This is a genomic window from Limosilactobacillus mucosae (assembly GCF_046939755.1).
In the GTDB taxonomy this organism is placed as follows: Bacteria; Bacillota; Bacilli; order Lactobacillales; family Lactobacillaceae; genus Limosilactobacillus; species Limosilactobacillus mucosae_A.
In genome coordinates this window covers 35,003-54,713 of record NZ_JBKZAY010000006.1, presented here as the reverse complement: position 1 = coordinate 54,713, position 19,711 = coordinate 35,003, and the positions used below count along the sequence as shown (strand labels likewise).

Genomic DNA, 19,711 nt, shown 5'->3' with positions numbered 1-19,711 from the left:
GGCCCCCGCAAAGTAAAAGGACCCGCTCGTCTGATGCGAGGAGTCCTTTTAATCTGCTTACTTTTGTTGCTTTTCTGCTTTAAAACCATGTCTTTGCGCATTTGCATAAAAGGCCCAGGCAACCATTCCAAAGAAGATCGGTCCAAATACCGTCCAAAATGCCGTCTGATAGTCATGATCCAAGATTGGCTGCAGACAGGTAAAGATAATGCCGATCGCTACGACCAGCCAGACGATTGCTGAGACCCAGTTGGCCGCCCGCTGCGTCTTAAAGAATACGAATGGCCGATCCAAGTCCTTGATCTTCTTGAAGAATGGGAAGGCCCCGACTAAGAACAGGTATGGTGCCGAGGTTGCGACGTTGGACATATCGGTCAGAATCAGATAGAACTGTTGTGCGGCTGAACCACCAAAGCTGACGGCAAAGATGATCACACAGATGACGATTGCCTGCATCCACATGGCAAAAGCCGGCATATCATGCTTGTTGAGCTTAGTCATCTTAGCTGGCCAAAGTCTTGGATCAGAGCCCATGATAAAGGACTTGATCGGTGAATAGACCATCACGAAGAATGAGCCAATGTAAGCCAGCCACATTGCCAGACCGGTAAACCGCGTCAGGATATTGCCGAGCAGCACCGCCGTGGCATGCGACAGTCCCAAAGAACTGCCCAAGACCAGTCCGACGTTGTTCATCAAGGCATAAGAGATGTTGCCAAGGTTGACGTTTTCTTTGCCTAAAACGCGCTCCCAGTTGGTTGACATCCCCCACATAAAGATCATTAAAGCATACAGAACCGTAATTACGATCATGCCGATCATCAAAGCTCTCGGGAACGTTTTTTCTGGTTTTTCAACCGAATCCATCACGCCCCCCATTGACTCCATCCCGCCATAGGCAAAGACGGCATAGACCATGAATGAAACGACCGCGACCCCAGATTGGAACTGCGGATTAGGCGAAGCGACAAATGAGTGCAGGCCATGAATCGGCTGCATCATCGCGCCGTGATTGCAGATCCAGATAATTAGACTGGCAACGATAAATACACCGCTTAAGATCATGACGAACGTTCCGCCCACGGCCCCAACCTTGGCAATCTTGTCGACCCCGCGGCTGCCCATGTAGGTAACGAAAATCATCCACAAAATAGCCAAAATACCGACAAACTGCGTGGAGGTCAAGCCAAAGAAATTCCAGCTCTGCGTTTTGTCTGAACCAAAGAAAAAGGCCGACATTGGAATCCAAACCTTGGCAGCCGTTGAGACCATCCAGACAACCCATGAACACAGCCAGATAAAGGTTCCGATAAAAGCCAGCTTTTCGCCAATTGAAACCTTCAGCCATGAATAGATGCCCCCTTTGGCACTCTTCAAAGCCGAGCCATATTCAGCAAACATTAAAGACGACGGCAGGAAAAAGAACAAAGCTGCCAGAATATACCAAATAATCGAGGCATAGCCCATTTGATCATAAGCAACGGTCGTATTGGCGAAACCAAATACGCACGTGAAAATCATCATGGTCAGATTAGCCAGCCCGATTTTCTTTTTATCTTGCTCCATTGCAAAATAACCCCTAACTTAATGAATAATTGCTGCCTAAACCAGTTAAGCTTATATGCATAATTATACTACTTTTATTTGGATTTAGGGGTAAAAGAATAAAATCGATCCCAGTTTTTGTTCAAATTAACAAATCACTCTTAAATAAAACGAATATAAAATGTATTTTATACGTGTATTCCCAACCAGGCTGCCCCCAGCCCGCCGAGCACGCTGGTCAGCATATACCCCCAACAGCGCGCGGCTTTACCTTCATCAAGCATCGCCAGCAGCTCCGTACTAAAAGTTGAAAAAGTCGTATAGCCACCCAAGAGCCCCGTCGTCAAAAAAAGGCGCAAACTGCCAGTCATTGTAAGGTTTGCCAGCCAACCCATCAAAAAAGAGCCGGTCAGATTAATGAATAAAGTTGCGACTGGCCAGCCAGATCGGCCCCATTTTTGCCAAGTCAGCGTTAAAAGCCAGCGCAAGGCTGCTCCCAAGCTGGCTCCCCAACCAATCAAGAGTATTTCAGTCATTATTTCGCTCCCGTTTTAATCTTAGTGCCAGTTTAAAGCCGCCAGCAGCCATAAAAACGCCGCCCAGCAGATTGATCGCCAAAAAACCGGCCCCAGCCAAAAAAGAATATTGCAGCAGCTGAACGGACTGCAGCGAAAACGTGCCAAACGTCGTAAACGAACCGACTAAGCCGGTACAGATTCCCAGATTCAGCCAACCACGCAGCTGCTCTTGCAAGACGGCATGGTAGGTTAGAAATGCCAATAGGAAACTGCCGATCAGATTCACCATGATCGTGCCCCAAAAGCCGCCCCAGAGCTGACCGCAAAACGCGCGCAGACAGCCGCCAACAAAGGCAAACAGCATCACGCTGAGCAGATTTTTAGTCAAGATTTATCACTTCCTTTTGAATTTGAACAGTCTTTTTAAGGTTACCATAGACTGTTCAAGCCCGATCATGAGTTCTATAATTAATACGATCAATAAATTGAAATGAGGTCTTAACTTATGAAAATGCGCCGTATCGATCACGTTGTCATTACCGTCAGCGATCTTGAACAGGCTCGCCGCTTCTATCATGAAGTCTTTGACATGCCGGTAATCGATCAGCAGACCAAGCCCGGCGTCGTCACTCTGCGCTGTGGGCATCAGCTGATTCGCCTGCAGAAAGCCGATCGCGATGCTCTGGTAGCTCACAAGCCAACCGTTGGCAGCGCGGATCTCTGCTTGGTTGCCAACGACCCGATTGATGCCATTTTGCACCACTTAAAAAGCTATTATGTCGATGTCGTTGCCGGACCGGTTGATCGGCTTGGCGCAGAAGGTCTCATGCAGTCGATCTACCTGCACGATCCTGATCAGAACCTGATTGAGATCGCGGTTTACGAAAATAAATAATTTCTACTTGGCAAATTTCTAAAATAGGCTTAAACTTTTAAAGCTTATCTTAAATTTCAAGAGGTGAAAAAAGTGAGTGAAGCTATTTACATGCGCAAGGCAACTTTAAACGATCTGGATACGGTAATGGAAATCGTTGAAAATGCCCGTGCGCTTTTGAAGGCTGATGGGAGCGAACAATGGCAGGGAGAAGACGGCTACCCGACACGCCTGACCTTTCAAATGGATATTGAAGGCGGCTACTGCTGGCTTTTAATGTATGGTAACGAAATCGTTGGAACGGCAACCTTGATGACGCAAGGAGATGCTCATTACATGCATATCGTCAATGGCAAATGGAATCGTCCTGGTCATCCGTTTGCCACGATTCACCGCGTTGCAATCTCTGGCAAATACCGCGGCAAGCATTTTGCCAACTACATTATGAGCCATATGATCACGCTGGCTTATGACGCTGGGGTCCGCAACTTCCGCATTGCTACTCACGATAAAAATGACCGCGTTCACAACCTGGTGCAAAACTTCGGCTTCGTCAAGCGGGGACAAGTCTACACCGGTCCAACTGATCGCGATCTGCGCAACGTCTATGAACTGAATCTCGACTAAAAACAAGTACTCTTCGCCAACGCGGGGAGTACTTGTTTTGTTATAATGAAGCTAATGATTTATCAAATAAGGACGTGATTTTTCTGAATGAAGAAAATACAACGATCAGCCAAAAGACTCGTCTCAAGCAGATCATTAAAGTCTTAAATCAGCATTCGTTTCTAACCAACTTTTATCGGCAAAAACACCCAGAAGAGATCCGGCAGGCTTTAGAGGAGCTGGGGCCAACCTTCATTAAGATCGGTCAGCTGCTGTCTACTCGCCCCGATCTGGTCTCACCAGACTACATCAAGGAACTGCGTCAGCTGCAGGATCAGGTCGACGTTGACTCATATGCGACCGTTGAACAAACTTTTGAAGAACAGACCGGCAAGCGGATTGAAGATGTTTTTCAGACATTCGATCAGACGCCTTTTGCCTCAGCTTCAATTGGACAAACACATCATGCCACACTTTTTGATGGTACGAAAGTCGTCGTCAAGGTCCAGCACCCTGCCGTTACTCAATTAGTGCAGACCGATCTGGCATTGTTCAAACGTGCGTTAGGCATGGTCGAGCACGTTCCAATTGATTTTTCGGTAATTGATCCTAAACGAGTTTTAGACGAGCTGAGTACGTCTTTGCTTCACGAGATCGATACGACGACTGAGGTTCAAAACGGTCAGGAATTCTATCGGCTCAACAATCATTTTGACATTATCGAAGTCCCTAAAGTCTATCCCAAATACTGTACGCAAAAGATTCTGGTCAATGAAGCCATGCCAGGCAAAAGCATCAAGCATTTGATGAACGAAAAAATGCCGCTTGATGAAACCAGCACGGCCAGGCTTAAAGAACGCAATCATTATCTGGCGCATGTTCTGGTCGAAAATTTTATCAAGCAGGTTTTCGAGGATCATTTTTTTCATGCCGATCCGCACCCAGGCAACATCCTGTTTTATAATCTCCCTAAAAATGATCCCAAGCGCAATGCAATGGCAAAGGATCTCAATTACCAAAAACAGCTGGGCAGTCACGAAATCGAAATTCAAAAGGATCATCCCTTGCCGCCCTATCGCTTGGTCTACCTTGATTTTGGCATGATGGGGCGCCTTTCGCCTAGTTTAACGGACGGCATTGCTCAGGTTGTAATCGCCCTTAACACCAAAAGCGCCCGCCAGGTTGGTCAGGCAATTCTCGGCATCTGTAATCGGACTGGCGAGGTTGATGAGCAGGAATTCTATAGTCAGCTGACCGGTTTTTTGGCACCTTATCTCAATACGGGCTTAGGCGGTATCGATCTGCCTGCGATGCTGTTTCAGATCATCTCGCTGTGCCGACAGAACAATCTGCAGGTCAAGCCTGAAGTCACGCTTTTGATCAAGGCATTCAGCTCAATTGAAGGCATCGTAGCCGCGCTGGATCCTGAAATGTCATTGATGGAGGTTGCCAAGCCATTTGCCAAAAAATATCTGCTCAAGCACTTCAACTGGAAGGACTCACTAGAAAGCAGCATTTGGCAGGCCCGGCAAACCGCCCTCGATTCGATAGCTATTCCTTCGCGCATCAATGATCTGTTGGAAGTTTTAAGTACTGGTCAGGCTAAGATCAACTTCCAGTACAAAGATCAGGCTCGTGTCTTACGCAATCTGGAGCGCATGCTGAATCGGCTTTTGATTGTGATCGTCTTAGCGGCAATCATCTTGGGCTCTTCAATTCTGGTTGAAGGCAGCGCTGGTCATCCCGCCATCTTCAAGCTGGGGACGGCCGGCTACACGATTGCCATCATTATCATCATTGGCCTTTTTTTAGGCGAGCTGTACCGCTATCTTAAGAAACATCATAAAAAACGCTTCTAACGAAAAATTCCCGCTCAAATCGAACGGGAATTTTTTAATGTAGCATTTTATTTAAATCCAGCGCATAAAACTGGAGAATCTTATCAATCATCAAGACGTCATGATCGGCTAAATGGGGTTTAGGATGCTGCAGCTGCAAGAGATCGCACATTCTGGCCAGACTGATTCCCGAGCTTTTCTCAAACACGTCGCTGCTGATGATCTTCTCTAGATCCAGCGGCTGAATTCTGGTCCAAGAACGACTGGTTTCTGCCAGCTGCAGACGATTGGCCTCTTGATTGAGCACGCTAAGATCCAAGCGATTGTCCCAGCTGACCAGGTAGTCGGGCTGCACACGATCGATAAACTTTAACACTTTTTTCAAAACGCTGGCTACCGTAAGCCGTTCTGCTTCTGAATAGCGCAGATCAAGCCGTCTCAACAGACTCAGCTGATCTTTGGGCGTCATTTTGCTGCTGAACACGTAATAATTGAATGCATCATTCTGACCATAGACACGGCCGGCAATCTGGCCCAGCCGCGTGGTTCCCGGCATCTGAGGCTGGCCATCGCAATAAAACTCCAGATCCAGACTGAGCAGCCTGGCTGGACCATTAACGATTTCGTGAACCTGTTTGAGCGTCGTGACCGCATTGGCAGCTGATGAAGCACTTTTAGGCTGGTGTTGCCAATTGGGCCGTTCCAGGCGAATCAGTTCGCTTAGGCTGGTTTTGCTGTTTTCCACGCTGTTTCCTCCAGTCGTTTTATTGCCGATGCTTGGACAGACCTTTCTTAAACGCCTTGATCAAGAGTCCGATTCCTGCAAATGCATCGCCCATCGTGCCACGCTGATTGCCTGACAGAATGGTTCCCGGCGTGCGCTTGTTTTGATGATCAAATTGAATCGATACGTTTTGACTGGATCCTTTTTTCTTTACCGGTCGCGGCAGCACCTCGATCGGCACTTTGACAGCAGCCTGTGAGGCATCTGGATATTCAATCATAATCGTCACCTGCGTCAGTCCTGGTGTTTCTAGAACCGGCTCTTTTTGCCAGCTAAATCTAGTTTCTGCTGGCAGCTCGCTTAAATTGGCGATTCCTTCTCTGGGAGCCAGCGAATCTCCTGGCATATACACGATCTTGCGCGTTTCGACCGCATATTGGCCAGCCATCGCAATTTTGGTCATAAAAATTCCCCTTTTCAGTATTCAACCGTTAAAATCTTTACTCGACTGCCTTCACCTAAAAGCCAGGTCAGCATTCGCTTCTGCATGGCCAGTTCTTCGGGCGGCTCGCCTTGAAAGACGAACAGAATTACCTTTTTGAGCTGACGAGCCGTCTTGAACAAATCGCTTAAGATTCCATGATCAGCCCGCAAAGAATGCCCCATAATGGCAATCGTGGCAATGTCTTCTGGATAGACGTCATTTGGCAGTTTAATCTTAAACGGTCGAAATGCATTTGCCGCGGTATAGGCCAGCACCTGAGGATCAATGCGTTTTTTAGCACAACGGCTGGCAATCGCATCAATCAGCCACTGGCGCCGCGTCTGCCACTGCTCAAAAAAACGGGTTGCAAAATAGCGGCTGGTAACGGGCATGTCGCTGTCAAGCGTATAAAGTAGCGAGATAATCTCTTGATCGCCAAAGACCGGATACAAGCGCCGCCAGCCATAATAATAGGCATCATAGTTTCTAAAGGCAGCCAGTGTTTTTTCAGCAAGCGGCTGCCAACCATTTCGCTGCCAGGACCAGCGCTTAAAATCAAGAATGTCGCGCCGATATCCCTTGGTTGTACTGGCATATTCATAAGGTTCGCGTGCTAATACGTCATCATTGTCAACCCCAAGAATGGTCTGACCTTCCAAAAGCGACCCATGCAGATAGTAGATATTCTCTGGCCAGACGTCATACAGCTGCTGTGCCGTATCGGTATAGTTAAAGTTTAAAACCGCGCCAGCCTGGCTTAAAAATTCCCGCGCCGTTTGTGAACGCGTGGGATCACTGACTAAGACGCGTTCCCGCTCTGTCCGCAGATAACGGGAAAATTCATGCTCAAAGCGCCGAATCGCCCGTGTGCTGCGCTGCTGAACCATCACGCCTGCACCAGGCATCTTGCGCGTGGCACTTAGCTGATAGGCATTTTCAGCCGCCACGCGAATCTGGGCCTCGACATCTGACCAGCGGACCTGCTGGCTGCGGGCGCGGCGATTAAAATGAACGATCTCATCCAACGGCGTCGTTCCCGCGTGCTGCCAAAAATCCTGATACCGGCTCTTAAAACCATGAAAAAGATCAAAGCCATTGCCAAGAACTACCAGCAGCTGGTCTTGATCATGATGTTGGTCAACGAGCAATGAATGATCCAGTTCTGGTGGCACGATCACCAGCGACACTTCCTTTCAACGTGTCTTATCTGCAGAATGCTGTTTTAGCAAGATCTGGCATCAGTTCATATCATCACAGCGCATTCCCGGAACACAATCACAGGGAACCTCAGCCGGTGCCGTCGCCGCTTTTTTAATCAGCAGTTTCTGCAGTTGCTTGACGTCTGCTTGACTGAGCGTGGCTCTTTCAATCACGTGTGCCAGCGTCCTGCCAACGTGCATATCGCAAAGACTGTCAAACAGTTCATCGGCAGCTTCGTTCATCGTTGGCTGTTCTTCAACGCATGGCTCATAGACAAACGCTCGTCCAACCCGCGTCGTTTTTAAGGCGCCTTTTTGAACCAGCCGCCGCAGCAGCGTTTTGACCGTGGCCGGTTTCCAAGCTACCTTGCCTTGCAGAATCTCGATCATCTGCGTACTCGTAACGTGCTTAAGCGTCCAAGCAACCCGCATTACCTGCCATTCTGCCGGCGTAATCGAATTTTCCAAAAAGATCTTCCTTTCTCTACTTTGAATTGCGTTTAAAGCCCAGCATGCTGCTCAGCGCTGCGGTAGCCGGCTTATCTTTTTTGGATGCACTCGGTTTGGTTAATTTTGCCTTCTGGACCACTCCTGATTTGCCTTGAGTATGCAACGCATCATCATAACTGTTTTGAGCTGTCTTAGTTTTAATATCGGTACCATTTTGATTATTATCATTTTGCGGCAGCACGGCATTGCCATCACCTGATCCAGCTGCGATTGACGAAGCGGCTGAGGGATCAGCTACCGCAACGAACGACTCGACGTCTTCGCCATTTAACGTTTCATAAGTCACATCAAGCTGACTGACTAAACGATCAGCCAGCATCTGCGTCGTCTGTGGATCAGACAAGGCAGTCTGGGCCTCCTTAAATGCCAGATCAAACGCGGTCTGTCTGGAGTCGTAGGCCGCTTGATAGCGTTTGGTCTGATCAACGCCAGTCATTTGGGCGACTGCTTTTTTCAGCTGCGTTAAATCACTGTTCTTGCCATTAAGAGCCTTCCGCGCTTTTATCAGCTCGCTGGTCGTCAAGTCAATCGTTTCTTGAGCTGGCGACTGAAAGTCAGGCGCAAGCTTCGACAGATCGGCAACCGTGGCGTTCAGCTCCTGGTTGGCCGCGGCTTGACTCAACAACTGCTTAGCCTGATCAAAACTGGCTTTAAAGGCCTGCCGGTGTTTGGCATCTGCATTCAGATAACGCAGCGTGGTCAGATCGGACTGTGCACTCTTAAAGACCAGTGCCAATTGGCTGAAGTCGTTCTCCATACCGCTTAATGCGCCACCAGCCTGTTGCAGCTTTTCAACGGTTTGATCCACTTGCGACTGCAGCACGAATTCATCAGTCTGAATGATTTTTCGCGCTGCCGCCAACGCTTCGTTCAGCTCTTCTTTTGCCAACGGACTGGCATTGACATAGCGGGCTGTCTCCATCAACAGCTCAGCGTCACTGATTGCCTGACGCAAAACAAAAGTCGTCGTCTCCTGACCATCGAGCTTCGTAACGGCATGTGCCAGGCTTTCTTGTACTTTTAAAAACTGCTTGAGCGTCACGTCGCGATTCTGCTCCAGGTTCTGCAGCTGTGCATAGGCGGCATCGAATGGCGCTTTTTGGCTGGCATTTTGATAGCGCGCGCTTTGCTTCAGCAGACGCGCTGCCGTGACCAAGATCTGCCAGTGCGCATCATCAATCAATCTAGCCGTCATTTTTTCACCATCTTCCTTTTGAATGAATGCTTTTATTCTATTATGGACCATTTCTTGCATAACAAAAAGCGATTTTGCTGAATGCTGACCTTTTTATTTGCTATAATGATGGCAAAGCTAATTTTGAAAGGAAAATTGCAAAATATGGAAGTTAGTACCAGTCCCATAACACTTTTTACAATTATATTCATTCTGCTTTTAGCAGCTCTGTTTACCCTGTTGGAGTATTCTTTGATCAAGGTTCGTCCAACCGAGTTAAAGGAGCTTAAACAGACATCCAGCGTCCGGCGGGCCGAAAATATGATCGAACATTTGACGGAGTATCTGTCTACGGCTCAGGTCGGGGTTACGATGACGTCTTTGATTTTAGGTTGGATTGGTGAAGCCTACATCACTGAACTGCTTGAAAAGGCCAACATCTTTCCCAAAGCCGTAGCCAACGATTTCAGCTCGATCATTGGGATTTTGCTGTTTACATTCCTGCACGCGGTCTTTACCGACTTGGTTCCTAAAAACATGGCCATCGATCAGCCAGTTAAAATACTGTTGGCGATTGCCCACCCAATGACGTTTTTCCACGTAATTTTCTACCCGCTGATCTGGCTGTTCGACTGGACGGCTAAACTGATTACCAAGCTGCTTGGCTTCTCAGTTAATCCAGACGAAGACATCTACACGCAAAACGAAATCGTCACCTTATCACAGGAATCCGAGCGGGCCGGTGAGATGGATAAAGAGGACGTCGTGTTTATGGAACGCGCCTTTCGCATGAACGATAAAGTTGCTGATGACGTCATGGTCGACCGCACACAGTTGAGTGTAATCGACATTACTGCTACGGTCGCGGACGCCGCCCAACTTTACTTTCAAAAGAAGTACACGCGTTTCCCAGTCGTTGCCAATAACGATAAGGATCATATCTTAGGCTATATCTTCAGCTACGATATTATGCGGCAGAACCAAATCAACCCTAAGCAGGCCATTCGCTCAATCATGCGTAAGATTCCAATCGTCTACCAAAGCGAAGAACTAACGGATGTCTTACAGATCATGATGAAAAAGCAAGTACCGATCGTTGTCGTACAAGACGAATATGGTGGTACGGCCGGAATCATTACCGACAAGGATATTTATGAGGAATTGTTCGGTACGGTTGGCGAAGAAATCGATCACGTTTCTTCTGACATGATCGAAAAGAAAGAACCGGATTCCAAGGGTAATTCAACCTACTTAGTATCCGGTAAGATGCCGCTTGACGACTTTGAACGCTACTTCAACGTTCGCATTCCCCAGTTTGACCAAACCGACGTATCAACTTTGACTGGCTTTTTCTTGGAACGTCAATACGACTTGAAGGTGGGACAACCCGTTAGAGTCGAAGATTTCAGCTTCACGCCACTGGATCTGAAGAATGCTTACGTCAGTCAGTTCAAGGTCGTTCACATTAAGCCAAAGAAAAAACCTGTCGTTGATAGTGACAGCGACTCAGATCATAAATACCGTTCAAAGCGCGATCGTAAGGATGATCACGATGATGGTGCGCAAGACTAATCCAAATAATCCAGCTGTCTGAAATTTACAAAGACTTTACCTGTGAAAGCGGGTCAAAGTCTTTTTTTAATGCTAAAATTAGGATGCTCCAATGATTTTGTCAGATTATAAGTTCACTCATAATCGCTTCCCCGTTCTAGGGGGTCATTTTATGTACGATCGAATTCTAATACCTATTACCGCTCGTTCTTTTAGCCGTGAAATCGATCCATCATTTATCAATCGGCTCAAACACCTGATCCAGGCTCATCCGAATACCAGCTTTATGCTTTTGTATATTTTTGAGCCGCGCGACTGCCGCTGGCTGGCCGCTGGGTTGCCTAATCTTGATCCAGACTTAATGTTAGATCTGGCCGCGCACCAGCTGACCCGCATTGAACAGCTGATTCAAGCTACTGGGGCCTGTCAGATTGAGCATCAATTGGCAGTTGGCGATCAATATTTGGCTATCAGTCAATTGATTCAAGAAAACGGCTTTGAGCTGGTCGTTATGCCCTGGCGGCCAAAGTGGTGGCAGCGCTGCTGGCGGCATCTGTTCCATCATGCTCGTTCAATTACCAATGACCTTTTGATCTTAAACGTTCAGTAATCATCAAATAATTTATCAGCATCGTCGACTCGGATTGTTTCGGATCGGCGATGTTTTGTTTTGAATTCTGTAAACTGTCGCCACCAATATCCAATCAAGCCCCGTTCAATCCCAATCTGACGCGCCTGACTGCCATGGTTAATTTTATTAAGCAGTTGGCTTTGTAATTTTTACGTTATTTTAAATTTTTCGGCATTATTTAAAGCCATTTACCTACTGATATTTTCAGAAAATACGAACTATCAAAGCTCATGACACGATATTATTTGCTAAATATCTTGAAGGAACCCTGACAAGTCGCTTTTAATTAGCCAATCGCATTTTTTGTATCATTTTTGTAAATTTAGCCGTTACGTGTTTTTTACGGAAAACCGTCTTTTTTCTTTACGTTCTTACTTTAAATTATAAATCGTACTCAGGTACATGCTTTATTCATGGGATATTGAGAAAGGAAGCAAATAACATGAACAAGAAGTCACTTATCTCTTTAGCTGCCGTCGCTACTTTAGGTTTTAGCTTGTTTGGCGGCACGGCTGGCACTATCCACGCTGCAACTGACAGTAACAAGATCACTATTGTCGGCTCAACGGCTCTGCAGCCACTTGCCGAAACGGCGGCTCACAGCTACATGAGCAAAAACTCTGGCGTTAACATCGACGTTCAGGGTGGTGGCTCCGGTACTGGTTTGAGCCAGGTTCAATCTGGTGCCGTTTCAATTGGCAACTCCGATATCTTCGCTGAACAGCAAAGCGGCATTGATGCCAAGAAGCTGCAGGATCACAAGGTCGCCGTTGTTGGGATGGCCCCAGTCGTTAACAAGAGCTTGAAGGTTAACAATCTGTCAATGAGCCAGCTGCAAAAGATCTTCACTGGCAAGATCACTAACTGGAAGCAAGTCGGCGGACCAAACGAAAAGATCACCGTTATCAATCGTGCCAAGGGTTCTGGTACGCGGGCAACGTTTGAAGCCGCAGTGCTGAAAGGCAAGACGGCCATGAAGTCACAAGAACAAGATTCCAACGGTACGGTACAAAAGCTGGTTGCCAACACGCCTGGTGCCATCAGCTACCTGGCCTTCTCTTACACGAAGTCTGACAAGATCAAGGCACTGAAGGTTGACAACGTTGCACCAACCGACAAGAACGTCGAAACCAACAACTGGAAGATCTGGTCCTATGAACACATGTACACTAAGGGCGCTGCCAAGGGTCAGACCAAGAAATTCTTGAACTACATGAACTCCAAGGAAGTTCAAAGCAAGGACGTTAAGAACCTTGGCTACATCAGCATTCACGACATGAAGGTTACCAAGAACGCTGACGGTCAAGTTACCAAGAAATAACCACCGCGTCAATCAATAAAGGAGAGAAACCGGAGGAAGCAAGATGAATGAACAAGATCAACTGATGCAAAGCAGTTTTCAAACCAGGCAGGACCATTGGGGCAAATTAGTCAGCTATTTCTGCATTACGGTAATTGGACTGCTGGTCATTTCAATTATTTACTTCATCGCCGCACGAGGCTTGAACATGTTTATTAAAGATGGCGTCAGCCTCAAGGACTTCCTAACCGGTATGACCTGGGATCCAACCGTTACTGACGCTCACGGCAAGCCAGAAGTCGGCGCCTGGCCAATGATCTTTACCTCATTTGCCGTTACGATTCTGGCCACGCTGGTCGCAACGCCGCTCGCTTTGGCCGTTGCCATCTTCATGACTGAGCTGGCCCCTAAAAAGGCAGCCTCATTCATGCAGTCGGTCATTGAGCTTTTGGTGGGGATTCCATCCGTCGTTTACGGGTTCGTCGGCTTAGTCGTCGTCGTTCCCTTTATCCGCCATCTTTTCGGCGGTACCGGGAGTGGGATCTTGGCAGCCGTTACGGTGCTGTTCGTCATGGTGCTGCCAACGATCACTTCCATGTCAATCGACAGTCTTAAAAACGTGCCTAAAAACTATCGTGAAGCTTCAATCGCATTAGGGGCCACTCTTTGGCAGACGATCTACAAGGTAATTCTGCGCTCGGCCATTCCCGGGATCTTGACCGCCGTTATCTTCGGGATGGCACGAGCATTTGGTGAGGCCCTGGCCGTTCAAATGGTTATCGGTAACGCGCCTTTGATGCCAGAAAACCTGATTTCACCAGCCTCAACCCTGACCAGTACTTTAACGGTCGGCATCGGCAACACCGTTATGGGGACCTTGCCAAACGACGCACTCTGGTCTTTGGCGCTGGTCTTGATGCTGATGTCCTTGGCCTTCAACCTGCTGGTAAAACTGGTCAACAAGAAAGGAGTCTCACGCAATGCTTAATGCCAAAAAAGCCAATCAGCTGGCAATGGGCATCATTTATGTCTTAGTCGGTCTGGTGGTCTTGATTCTGTTTGTTCTGCTGGGCTATATCATCTTAAGCGGTCTGCCGCACATCAACTGGCAGTTTTTGAGCTCAGCTGCCCAAAGCGTTGGTGAAGGCGGCGGGATTCGCGACCAGCTGTTCAACTCGCTGTATCTATTGGTTCTGACGCTTTTGATCTCCACGCCGCTTTCAATTGGGGCCGGTATTTTCTTAGCCGAATACGCCCCTAAAAATGGCGTTACGGAAGTCTTTAAAACCGCGATTGAAATTTTGAGCTCACTGCCCAGCGTGGTAGTTGGTCTGTTCGGTTACCTGTTTTTCGTAATCAAGCTGCATCTGGGCTTTTCGGTTATCTCAGGTGCCATTGCCTTAACGTTTTTCAACCTGCCGCTGTTAACGCGGAACTGCGAAAACGCCTTAAACGACGTCTCACCGCTGCAGCGTCAGGCCGGCCTTTCATTGGGGCTTTCCCGCTGGAAGACCATGACTAAGATCATGCTGCCAGAAGCCTTGCCTGGCATTTTAACCGGGGTGATTCTGGGGGCTGGCCGAGTCTTTGGTGAAGCCGCTGCTTTGATCTACACTTCCGGACAAAGCGCGCCAAGCGTTGACTACAGCAACTGGAATCCATTTTCCGCAACCAGCTTCTTAAACCCGACTCGTCCTGCTGAAACGCTGGCCGTCCACATTTGGAAGCTGAATACTGAAGGGCTGGTTTCTAATGCCCATGCAATTTCCAGTGGGGCTTCGGCCGTACTGATCATCGTCATCTTATTGTTCAACCTGGGCGCTCGCTACTTAGGCAACCATATTTACAAAAAGATGTCGGCTCGTAAATAAATTAGAGGTGAAAACAGATGGCTGAATATTCTTTTGATGATACCTACACGCTGCCCGTCAAGGAACCGCTGGCAATGCAGACCAAAAACGTCAGCGTATACTACGGCAAGCAGACAACGCCTTCACTTCATCAGGTCAGTATGGACTTTGCCGAAAACAAGATTACGGCTTTGATTGGTCCATCCGGTTCTGGGAAGTCTACTTATCTGCGCTGTCTGAACCGAATGAATGATGAACTGGGCCGCATCGATGGCGAGATCCTGTATCGAGGAATCAATCTGAACTCCCCACAGGTTAACGTCTACGAAACTCGACGTGAAATCGGCATGGTTTTCCAACATCCAAACCCGTTTGCCAAGTCGATTCGCGAAAATATCACCTTCGCCCCCAAGCTCTATGGCATCAAAGACCAGCAAAAACTAGATCAAATGGTCGAAGAATCCTTAAAGAGCGTGGCCCTCTGGGATGAGGTCAAAGACTCGCTTGACCGCAGCGCGCTTTCCCTTTCTGGTGGTCAGCAGCAACGTCTCTGCATCGCGCGCTCATTGGCCATGGATCCTAAAATCATCTTGATGGACGAGCCAGCTAGTGCCCTGGACCCCATCTCAACTTCTAAGCTGGAAGAAACTATGCAGGCCTTGAAAAAAGACCACACGATTATCATTGTGACGCACAACATGCAACAGGCCGCGCGCTGTTCAGACTACTGTGCCTTCTTCTACTTAGGACATGTCTTGGAATTCAACTCTACCAAAGACATCTTCAGCAACCCTAAGATCAAGGCAACTAATGATTATGTATCCGGTAACTTCGGCTAGGAGGGCATCATGGAAAAAATTCTTAAATGTAAAAACGTGGTGCTCAAATATGGCACTAAAGAAGCACTGCACGGTATCAACATGGAGATTGAACAAGACAAGATCACGGCTTTGATCGGCCCATCCGGCTGTGGCAAGTCAACCCTGTTAAAATGCTTCAATCGCATGCACCTTGACGACAATGCCACGGTTGAAGGTCAGATCCTGTTTAACGATCAAGACATTTATGATCCAAAAGAAGACATGGTTGAGCTGCGGCGGCAGATTGGCATGGTTTTCCAACAACCCGTTCCCTTCCCGCTTTCAATCTACGACAACGTTGCCTATGGACCACGGATCGGCGGCATCAAAGACAAAACACAGCTGGATCAGATCGTTGAAGAAAGTCTCAAACAGGCTGCCTTATGGGATGAAGTCAAAGACGATCTGAAAAAAAGCGGTCTGGGCCTTTCCGGTGGTCAGCAGCAGCGACTCTGCATCGCCCGCACGCTGGCCGTCAAGCCTAAAATCATCTTGCTGGACGAGCCAACCAGTGCCCTGGACCCGATTTCCAGCGGCTTGATTGAGGAAACGCTGATGAAGCTAAAGGATGAATACACGATCGTCATTGTGACGCACAACATGCAACAGGCTGCCCGTATCTCTGACTACACGGCATTTATGCTCAATGGCTCTTTGATTGAGTTCAACTCAACCAAGCAGATGTTTGAAAAGCCAGATAACCAGCTGACTGATGACTACTTGAATGGGCGCTTCGGCTAAAAGGAGTTTATAATGGGAGATCAAAATCTAGCAGAAATCTTAAAGGTAAAAAAACAGTTCGTTGCCATGGGGACACTGGTCAGCTCGCAGATTCATCAAGCAACCAAATCTTTTTTGGAACACGATATGATCCTGGCCAAACAGGTAATTTCTAAGGATCAGCAGGTTAATCAAACCGAGGTTGAACTGGAAAAGAACGTTTTTGACGTCTTAATTCGGAAAAATCCCATGGCCTCTGATTTTCGTGAAACCATGTCAATTCTCAAAGCCAGTTCTGATATGGAACGAATTGGCGATGCCGCAATCCGCATTGCCCGCCAAACATTGCGCATGTCTGACAAGCCAACCTTCACTGCCGCCGAAAAACTGATTCAGCAATTAACCTACCAAGTGCGTCAGATGTTGGATAAGGTTGACGAAGCCTACGTCAACGATGACAGTGATGCTGCCTATGCCGTTGCCAACGAAGACATTAAGGTTGACCGCCTCTATCTGCAATTGCGGCAGCTGATTTTAAGCCAACAGGTCAAAGACAAACAGCAGCTAAAAGCTTCTGACGTCTACTTGATCATCAGCCGGCAACTGGAACGTGTTGGCGACCATATCGTCAATATTGCTGAATGGATTGTTTATGCTCAAACTGGCAAGATCGTTGAATTGAATCCCGGCAAAAACGATCCTGAATTGATCAAAAAATAACCCACCCTTCCCTGTTTTCCATCAAACCACGAACAAAAAGGCCATCTTCAGCTATTTGAAGATGGCCTTTTTTCTACTCTAAGTCAAGTGTTATCAACGATTTTAGGCAATTTTATTTTGAAATAAGGGCTTGATCGGGAAATGACTCCCGAAGGATCAAGTCAAATATCTGATTTAGGGCATGATAAATACAGCCACCTTTAACACGGCGGGCACATCGTCTCGACCTGCTCTTCTCTGCTCAGTCGGTTTATGAACAAGGTCTAGGCCCAGTATGCTGTTAACTTGGTCGGTATCTTGATCACTTATCTTGGTCTCTCACCGATCAAGTTGCTTTCTCCTGTACCTCTGAATACTCAGCGACAAGGACGGTTTCCTCCGGCAGATGCAGGAGAACATCGCAAAAGCGATAACAACCGCCGACACGATGAGCCCAGACAGTATCCAGGCCAGGCTCGACGAGCTGCAAAAGGAGCTCATCCGAAAGGCCAACAGCCAGCAGAACTACGATGCCATCGCCGATGAAATCTTTACGTTGCGCGAGCAGAAATCACAGGCCGAGGCAGACACCGGAAGCCGCGAGGAGACTCAGAAGCGCGTCGCCGAGCTGCAGGACTTTATCGCCGGACAGGAAACTGACATCACAGAGTTTGATGAGTCTCTGGTAAAAAAACTCATCGAGAAGATCACCGTCTTCGCCGACCACTTCACCGTGGAATTCAAGTCCGGCATCACAATCGATATCGAGGCATAAAAAGACTCCTCGCCGCTGAACTTAATCAGTAGTGAGGAGCCTTGGTCTGTCTTATTCTTCTTTTAAAGACCTGTTGTTATTTCATCTTCGCAAATACATCACCAATATCCCCATCGATGCAGATGCTCCTATTCGCAATTTCGCCCGGACAAAACGCCTCGCCATAATTGATACAAGCATACACTGACTTTTCATTTGCCAGTGTCATTTGCCAGAACGGATACTTCACAATGACAGGTGTATTGGCTCCCACGCCAAGCTCCAGATAAAGCACTTGAAGGCTCTCAGTCTTAAGCAGGAAGTCCGCATATGCCGCCGATGCCTTGTGCCAGCCTTCATCCTCGACAAAGGAATCATCCGCGCGAAGATTCATGGTCACATCAGATCCTTCATCCGGGCACTTCGGAATGAGTGCCGTTGGAATCTTCATACTTAGAATCCCATCTTCAGGCACCTGAAATATTCCATGCTCATCCTTTACAAAGCCCTGTGCTTCCATTGCTTTCATTACCCATTCTTCATTATCATAGGTTTTCTGCATGAGTGGATTGACGCTCTGGAAAAGTCCATAGTCTCCTTGGGTGTAGAACAGACGCTTTTTATCAAATCCTGCCCTCTGGAACTGGTGATCTACATTCGTTGTAACAACAAAATAATCCTTATCTTTCACAAGTGAGAGCAGTTCCTGATAGACAGGCTTCGGCGCATCAATATATCGGTTGTAGTAGATATGCCTTGCCCACCATGCCCAGCGTGTTTCTTCATCGGGGAAGGGATAGAACCCGCCGGAATACATATCCCGGATGCCATACTTCCTTGCAAAGTCAAAGAAGTACCTTTCAAATCGTTCTCCGCTATAGGTCAGTCCGGCGGAAGTAGAAAGTCCGGCACCTGCTCCGATAACGACTGCATCTGCTGCTTCGATCTCTTTCTTTAATCTGGCGATTTCTTCCTCCTTAGAGCCTGTTGGGAATGACATATTTCTGCTGAAATACCGCACCGCACTGAGTCCCTTCTGAATGCTCTCCTGATAGCCGTTCGGCATTTCATCGTATAAGTTCTTCATAGTTTTTTTTGTCTTCATCCTTAAAAACATTAAAGATCACCCTTTCAATAGCACCCGGATGCTGTGAAAGCCAGCTGTCCACGGTGCTGACGGCGATCTCCGCCGCCCGCTTGTTCGGGAAATGAAATACTCCCGTAGAAATACAGCAAAATGCCACGCTTTTCAAATTATTATCAAGACACATATCCAAGGTGTTCAGGTAGCAGTCCGCCAGATCCATCTCAAGTTCCGGCGTCAGCTCATATTGCACAATCGGGCCTACGATATGAATTACCTTTTTCGCAGGAAGATTATAGGCATCCGTCAGCATTGGAACAGCAGTCGGCTGCTCATAATCTTTGCCGTATTTGATCCGCAGCTGATTCATCTGCCTGCTGCACTCTGCTCGAAGCTGGACTCCGGCAAAGGTGTGGATGCAGTTGTCAATGCAGGTGTGCATCGGGACGAAGCAGCCCAACATCTGCGAGTTTGCGGCGTTCACGATGGCGTCAACGGCCAGACGGGTGATGTCGCCCTGCCAGATCGACATGCCATTCCGAATCACGGGGATCTCCGAAAGCGTGACAATCCCGTTTTCGAGGACGCGCTCCCGAAGGTATTCATCCTGTACGGTCAGTACCGAATCGTCCAGCTTTTTCGGCATACGAATGTTCATCAGGGAACGGAGGATTCGCCGTTTGCCCTCCGTATCCGCAGGCGTCTGTAAATCTTTATATTGAACAGAATCAGCCTTGAACGCTTCGACCAGCGTGTCAAGCCGCTGCTCCTGTGTCATTTTCTTCTTCAT

22 protein-coding genes are annotated in these 19,711 nt (G+C 47.8%); 12 read left to right on the top strand and 10 right to left on the bottom strand.

What is annotated here, in order from left to right; genetic code table 11:
- Positions 1 to 57: 57 nt before the first annotated feature.
- From yjeM to ACLUWI_RS03580, 3 genes are all read right to left on the bottom strand, one after another.
- Positions 58 to 1,566: a glutamate/gamma-aminobutyrate family transporter YjeM gene (gene yjeM, locus ACLUWI_RS03590; protein WP_412146172.1), complete on the bottom strand. Its 1,509-nt coding sequence runs from the start codon at positions 1,564 to 1,566 to the stop codon at positions 58 to 60.
- A gap of 167 nt (positions 1,567 to 1,733) precedes the next feature.
- Positions 1,734 to 2,081 (bottom strand): fluoride efflux transporter FluC, encoded by a 348-nt coding sequence (locus ACLUWI_RS03585; protein ID WP_412146171.1) that lies wholly within the window; start codon positions 2,079 to 2,081, stop codon positions 1,734 to 1,736.
- Positions 2,074 to 2,451: a fluoride efflux transporter FluC gene (locus ACLUWI_RS03580; protein WP_412146170.1), complete on the bottom strand. Its 378-nt coding sequence runs from the start codon at positions 2,449 to 2,451 to the stop codon at positions 2,074 to 2,076. Before ACLUWI_RS03580 ends, ACLUWI_RS03585 begins: the two co-directional genes overlap by 8 nt.
- 117 nt (positions 2,452 to 2,568) lie before the next feature.
- Here ACLUWI_RS03580 and ACLUWI_RS03575 point away from each other — a divergent pair, with 117 nt between their 5' ends.
- From ACLUWI_RS03575 to ACLUWI_RS03565, 3 genes are all read left to right on the top strand, one after another.
- Positions 2,569 to 2,958 (top strand): VOC family protein, encoded by a 390-nt coding sequence (locus ACLUWI_RS03575; RefSeq protein ID WP_412146169.1) that lies wholly within the window; start codon positions 2,569 to 2,571, stop codon positions 2,956 to 2,958.
- A 72-nt stretch (positions 2,959 to 3,030) separates the two neighbouring features.
- Positions 3,031 to 3,564, top strand: a complete 534-nt coding sequence (locus ACLUWI_RS03570; RefSeq protein WP_347981806.1) for a GNAT family N-acetyltransferase — start codon at positions 3,031 to 3,033, stop codon at positions 3,562 to 3,564.
- A gap of 77 nt (positions 3,565 to 3,641) precedes the next feature.
- Complete coding sequence (locus ACLUWI_RS03565) at positions 3,642 to 5,402, top strand: ABC1 kinase family protein (RefSeq protein WP_412146205.1); 1,761 nt, start codon at positions 3,642 to 3,644, stop codon at positions 5,400 to 5,402.
- A gap of 34 nt (positions 5,403 to 5,436) precedes the next feature.
- Here ACLUWI_RS03565 and ACLUWI_RS03560 read toward each other — a convergent pair whose 3' ends face one another.
- The 5 genes from ACLUWI_RS03560 to ACLUWI_RS03540 are packed head-to-tail and all read right to left on the bottom strand — an operon-like array spanning position 5,437 to position 9,493.
- Entirely contained in the window at positions 5,437 to 6,126 is a 690-nt protein-coding gene (locus ACLUWI_RS03560) for a hypothetical protein (protein WP_412146168.1), read from the bottom strand.
- 19 nt (positions 6,127 to 6,145) lie between these two features.
- A complete protein-coding gene (locus ACLUWI_RS03555; protein ID WP_412146167.1) occupies positions 6,146 to 6,568 on the bottom strand; it encodes a Rib/alpha-like domain-containing protein in 423 nt (140 codons plus the stop codon).
- Positions 6,569 to 6,582: 14 nt separating this feature from the next.
- Positions 6,583 to 7,767: an AbiH family protein gene (locus tag ACLUWI_RS03550; RefSeq protein ID WP_412146166.1), complete on the bottom strand. Its 1,185-nt coding sequence runs from the start codon at positions 7,765 to 7,767 to the stop codon at positions 6,583 to 6,585.
- A 60-nt stretch (positions 7,768 to 7,827) separates the two neighbouring features.
- Positions 7,828 to 8,256: a CopY/TcrY family copper transport repressor gene (locus ACLUWI_RS03545; RefSeq protein WP_412146165.1), complete on the bottom strand. Its 429-nt coding sequence runs from the start codon at positions 8,254 to 8,256 to the stop codon at positions 7,828 to 7,830.
- Between the two features lie 16 nt (positions 8,257 to 8,272).
- Positions 8,273 to 9,493: a hypothetical protein gene (locus tag ACLUWI_RS03540; RefSeq protein WP_412146164.1), complete on the bottom strand. Its 1,221-nt coding sequence runs from the start codon at positions 9,491 to 9,493 to the stop codon at positions 8,273 to 8,275.
- 144 nt (positions 9,494 to 9,637) lie between these two features.
- Between ACLUWI_RS03540 and ACLUWI_RS03535 the strand changes: the two genes are divergently transcribed.
- From ACLUWI_RS03535 to ACLUWI_RS03495, 9 genes are all read left to right on the top strand, one after another.
- Entirely contained in the window at positions 9,638 to 11,044 is a 1,407-nt protein-coding gene (locus ACLUWI_RS03535) for a hemolysin family protein (protein ID WP_412146163.1), read from the top strand.
- Positions 11,045 to 11,195: 151 nt separating this feature from the next.
- Positions 11,196 to 11,633, top strand: coding sequence for a hypothetical protein (locus tag ACLUWI_RS03530; protein ID WP_412146162.1), 438 nt, complete (start codon positions 11,196 to 11,198; stop codon positions 11,631 to 11,633).
- Between the two features lie 463 nt (positions 11,634 to 12,096).
- Positions 12,097 to 12,975, top strand: a complete 879-nt coding sequence (locus ACLUWI_RS03525; protein ID WP_412146161.1) for a phosphate ABC transporter substrate-binding protein — start codon at positions 12,097 to 12,099, stop codon at positions 12,973 to 12,975.
- A 43-nt stretch (positions 12,976 to 13,018) separates the two neighbouring features.
- Positions 13,019 to 13,942, top strand: a complete 924-nt coding sequence (pstC, locus tag ACLUWI_RS03520) for a phosphate ABC transporter permease subunit PstC (protein WP_056967762.1) — start codon at positions 13,019 to 13,021, stop codon at positions 13,940 to 13,942.
- Positions 13,935 to 14,825, top strand: a complete 891-nt coding sequence (pstA, locus tag ACLUWI_RS03515; protein ID WP_412146160.1) for a phosphate ABC transporter permease PstA — start codon at positions 13,935 to 13,937, stop codon at positions 14,823 to 14,825. Before pstC ends, pstA begins: the two co-directional genes overlap by 8 nt.
- 17 nt (positions 14,826 to 14,842) lie before the next feature.
- Positions 14,843 to 15,643 carry a phosphate ABC transporter ATP-binding protein PstB gene (gene pstB, locus ACLUWI_RS03510; RefSeq protein ID WP_272216211.1) on the top strand — a complete coding sequence of 267 codons (801 nt, stop codon included), beginning with the start codon at positions 14,843 to 14,845 and terminating at the stop codon, positions 15,641 to 15,643.
- 9 nt (positions 15,644 to 15,652) lie between these two features.
- A complete protein-coding gene (gene pstB / locus ACLUWI_RS03505; protein WP_272216212.1) occupies positions 15,653 to 16,405 on the top strand; it encodes a phosphate ABC transporter ATP-binding protein PstB in 753 nt (250 codons plus the stop codon).
- Between the two features lie 12 nt (positions 16,406 to 16,417).
- A complete protein-coding gene (phoU, locus tag ACLUWI_RS03500) occupies positions 16,418 to 17,104 on the top strand; it encodes a phosphate signaling complex protein PhoU (RefSeq protein WP_272209193.1) in 687 nt (228 codons plus the stop codon).
- A gap of 385 nt (positions 17,105 to 17,489) precedes the next feature.
- The gene (locus tag ACLUWI_RS03495; protein WP_272209192.1) at positions 17,490 to 17,858 is read left to right on the top strand and encodes a hypothetical protein; all 369 of its coding nucleotides are present in this window, start codon (positions 17,490 to 17,492) and stop codon (positions 17,856 to 17,858) included.
- A 76-nt stretch (positions 17,859 to 17,934) separates the two neighbouring features.
- Here ACLUWI_RS03495 and ACLUWI_RS03490 read toward each other — a convergent pair whose 3' ends face one another.
- Positions 17,935 to 18,924, bottom strand: a complete 990-nt coding sequence (locus ACLUWI_RS03490) for an SIR2 family NAD-dependent protein deacylase (RefSeq protein ID WP_272209191.1) — start codon at positions 18,922 to 18,924, stop codon at positions 17,935 to 17,937.
- Complete coding sequence (locus ACLUWI_RS03485; RefSeq protein WP_272209190.1) at positions 18,905 to 19,711, bottom strand: protein-ADP-ribose hydrolase; 807 nt, start codon at positions 19,709 to 19,711, stop codon at positions 18,905 to 18,907. The genes ACLUWI_RS03490 and ACLUWI_RS03485 overlap by 20 nt, the downstream gene beginning before the upstream one ends.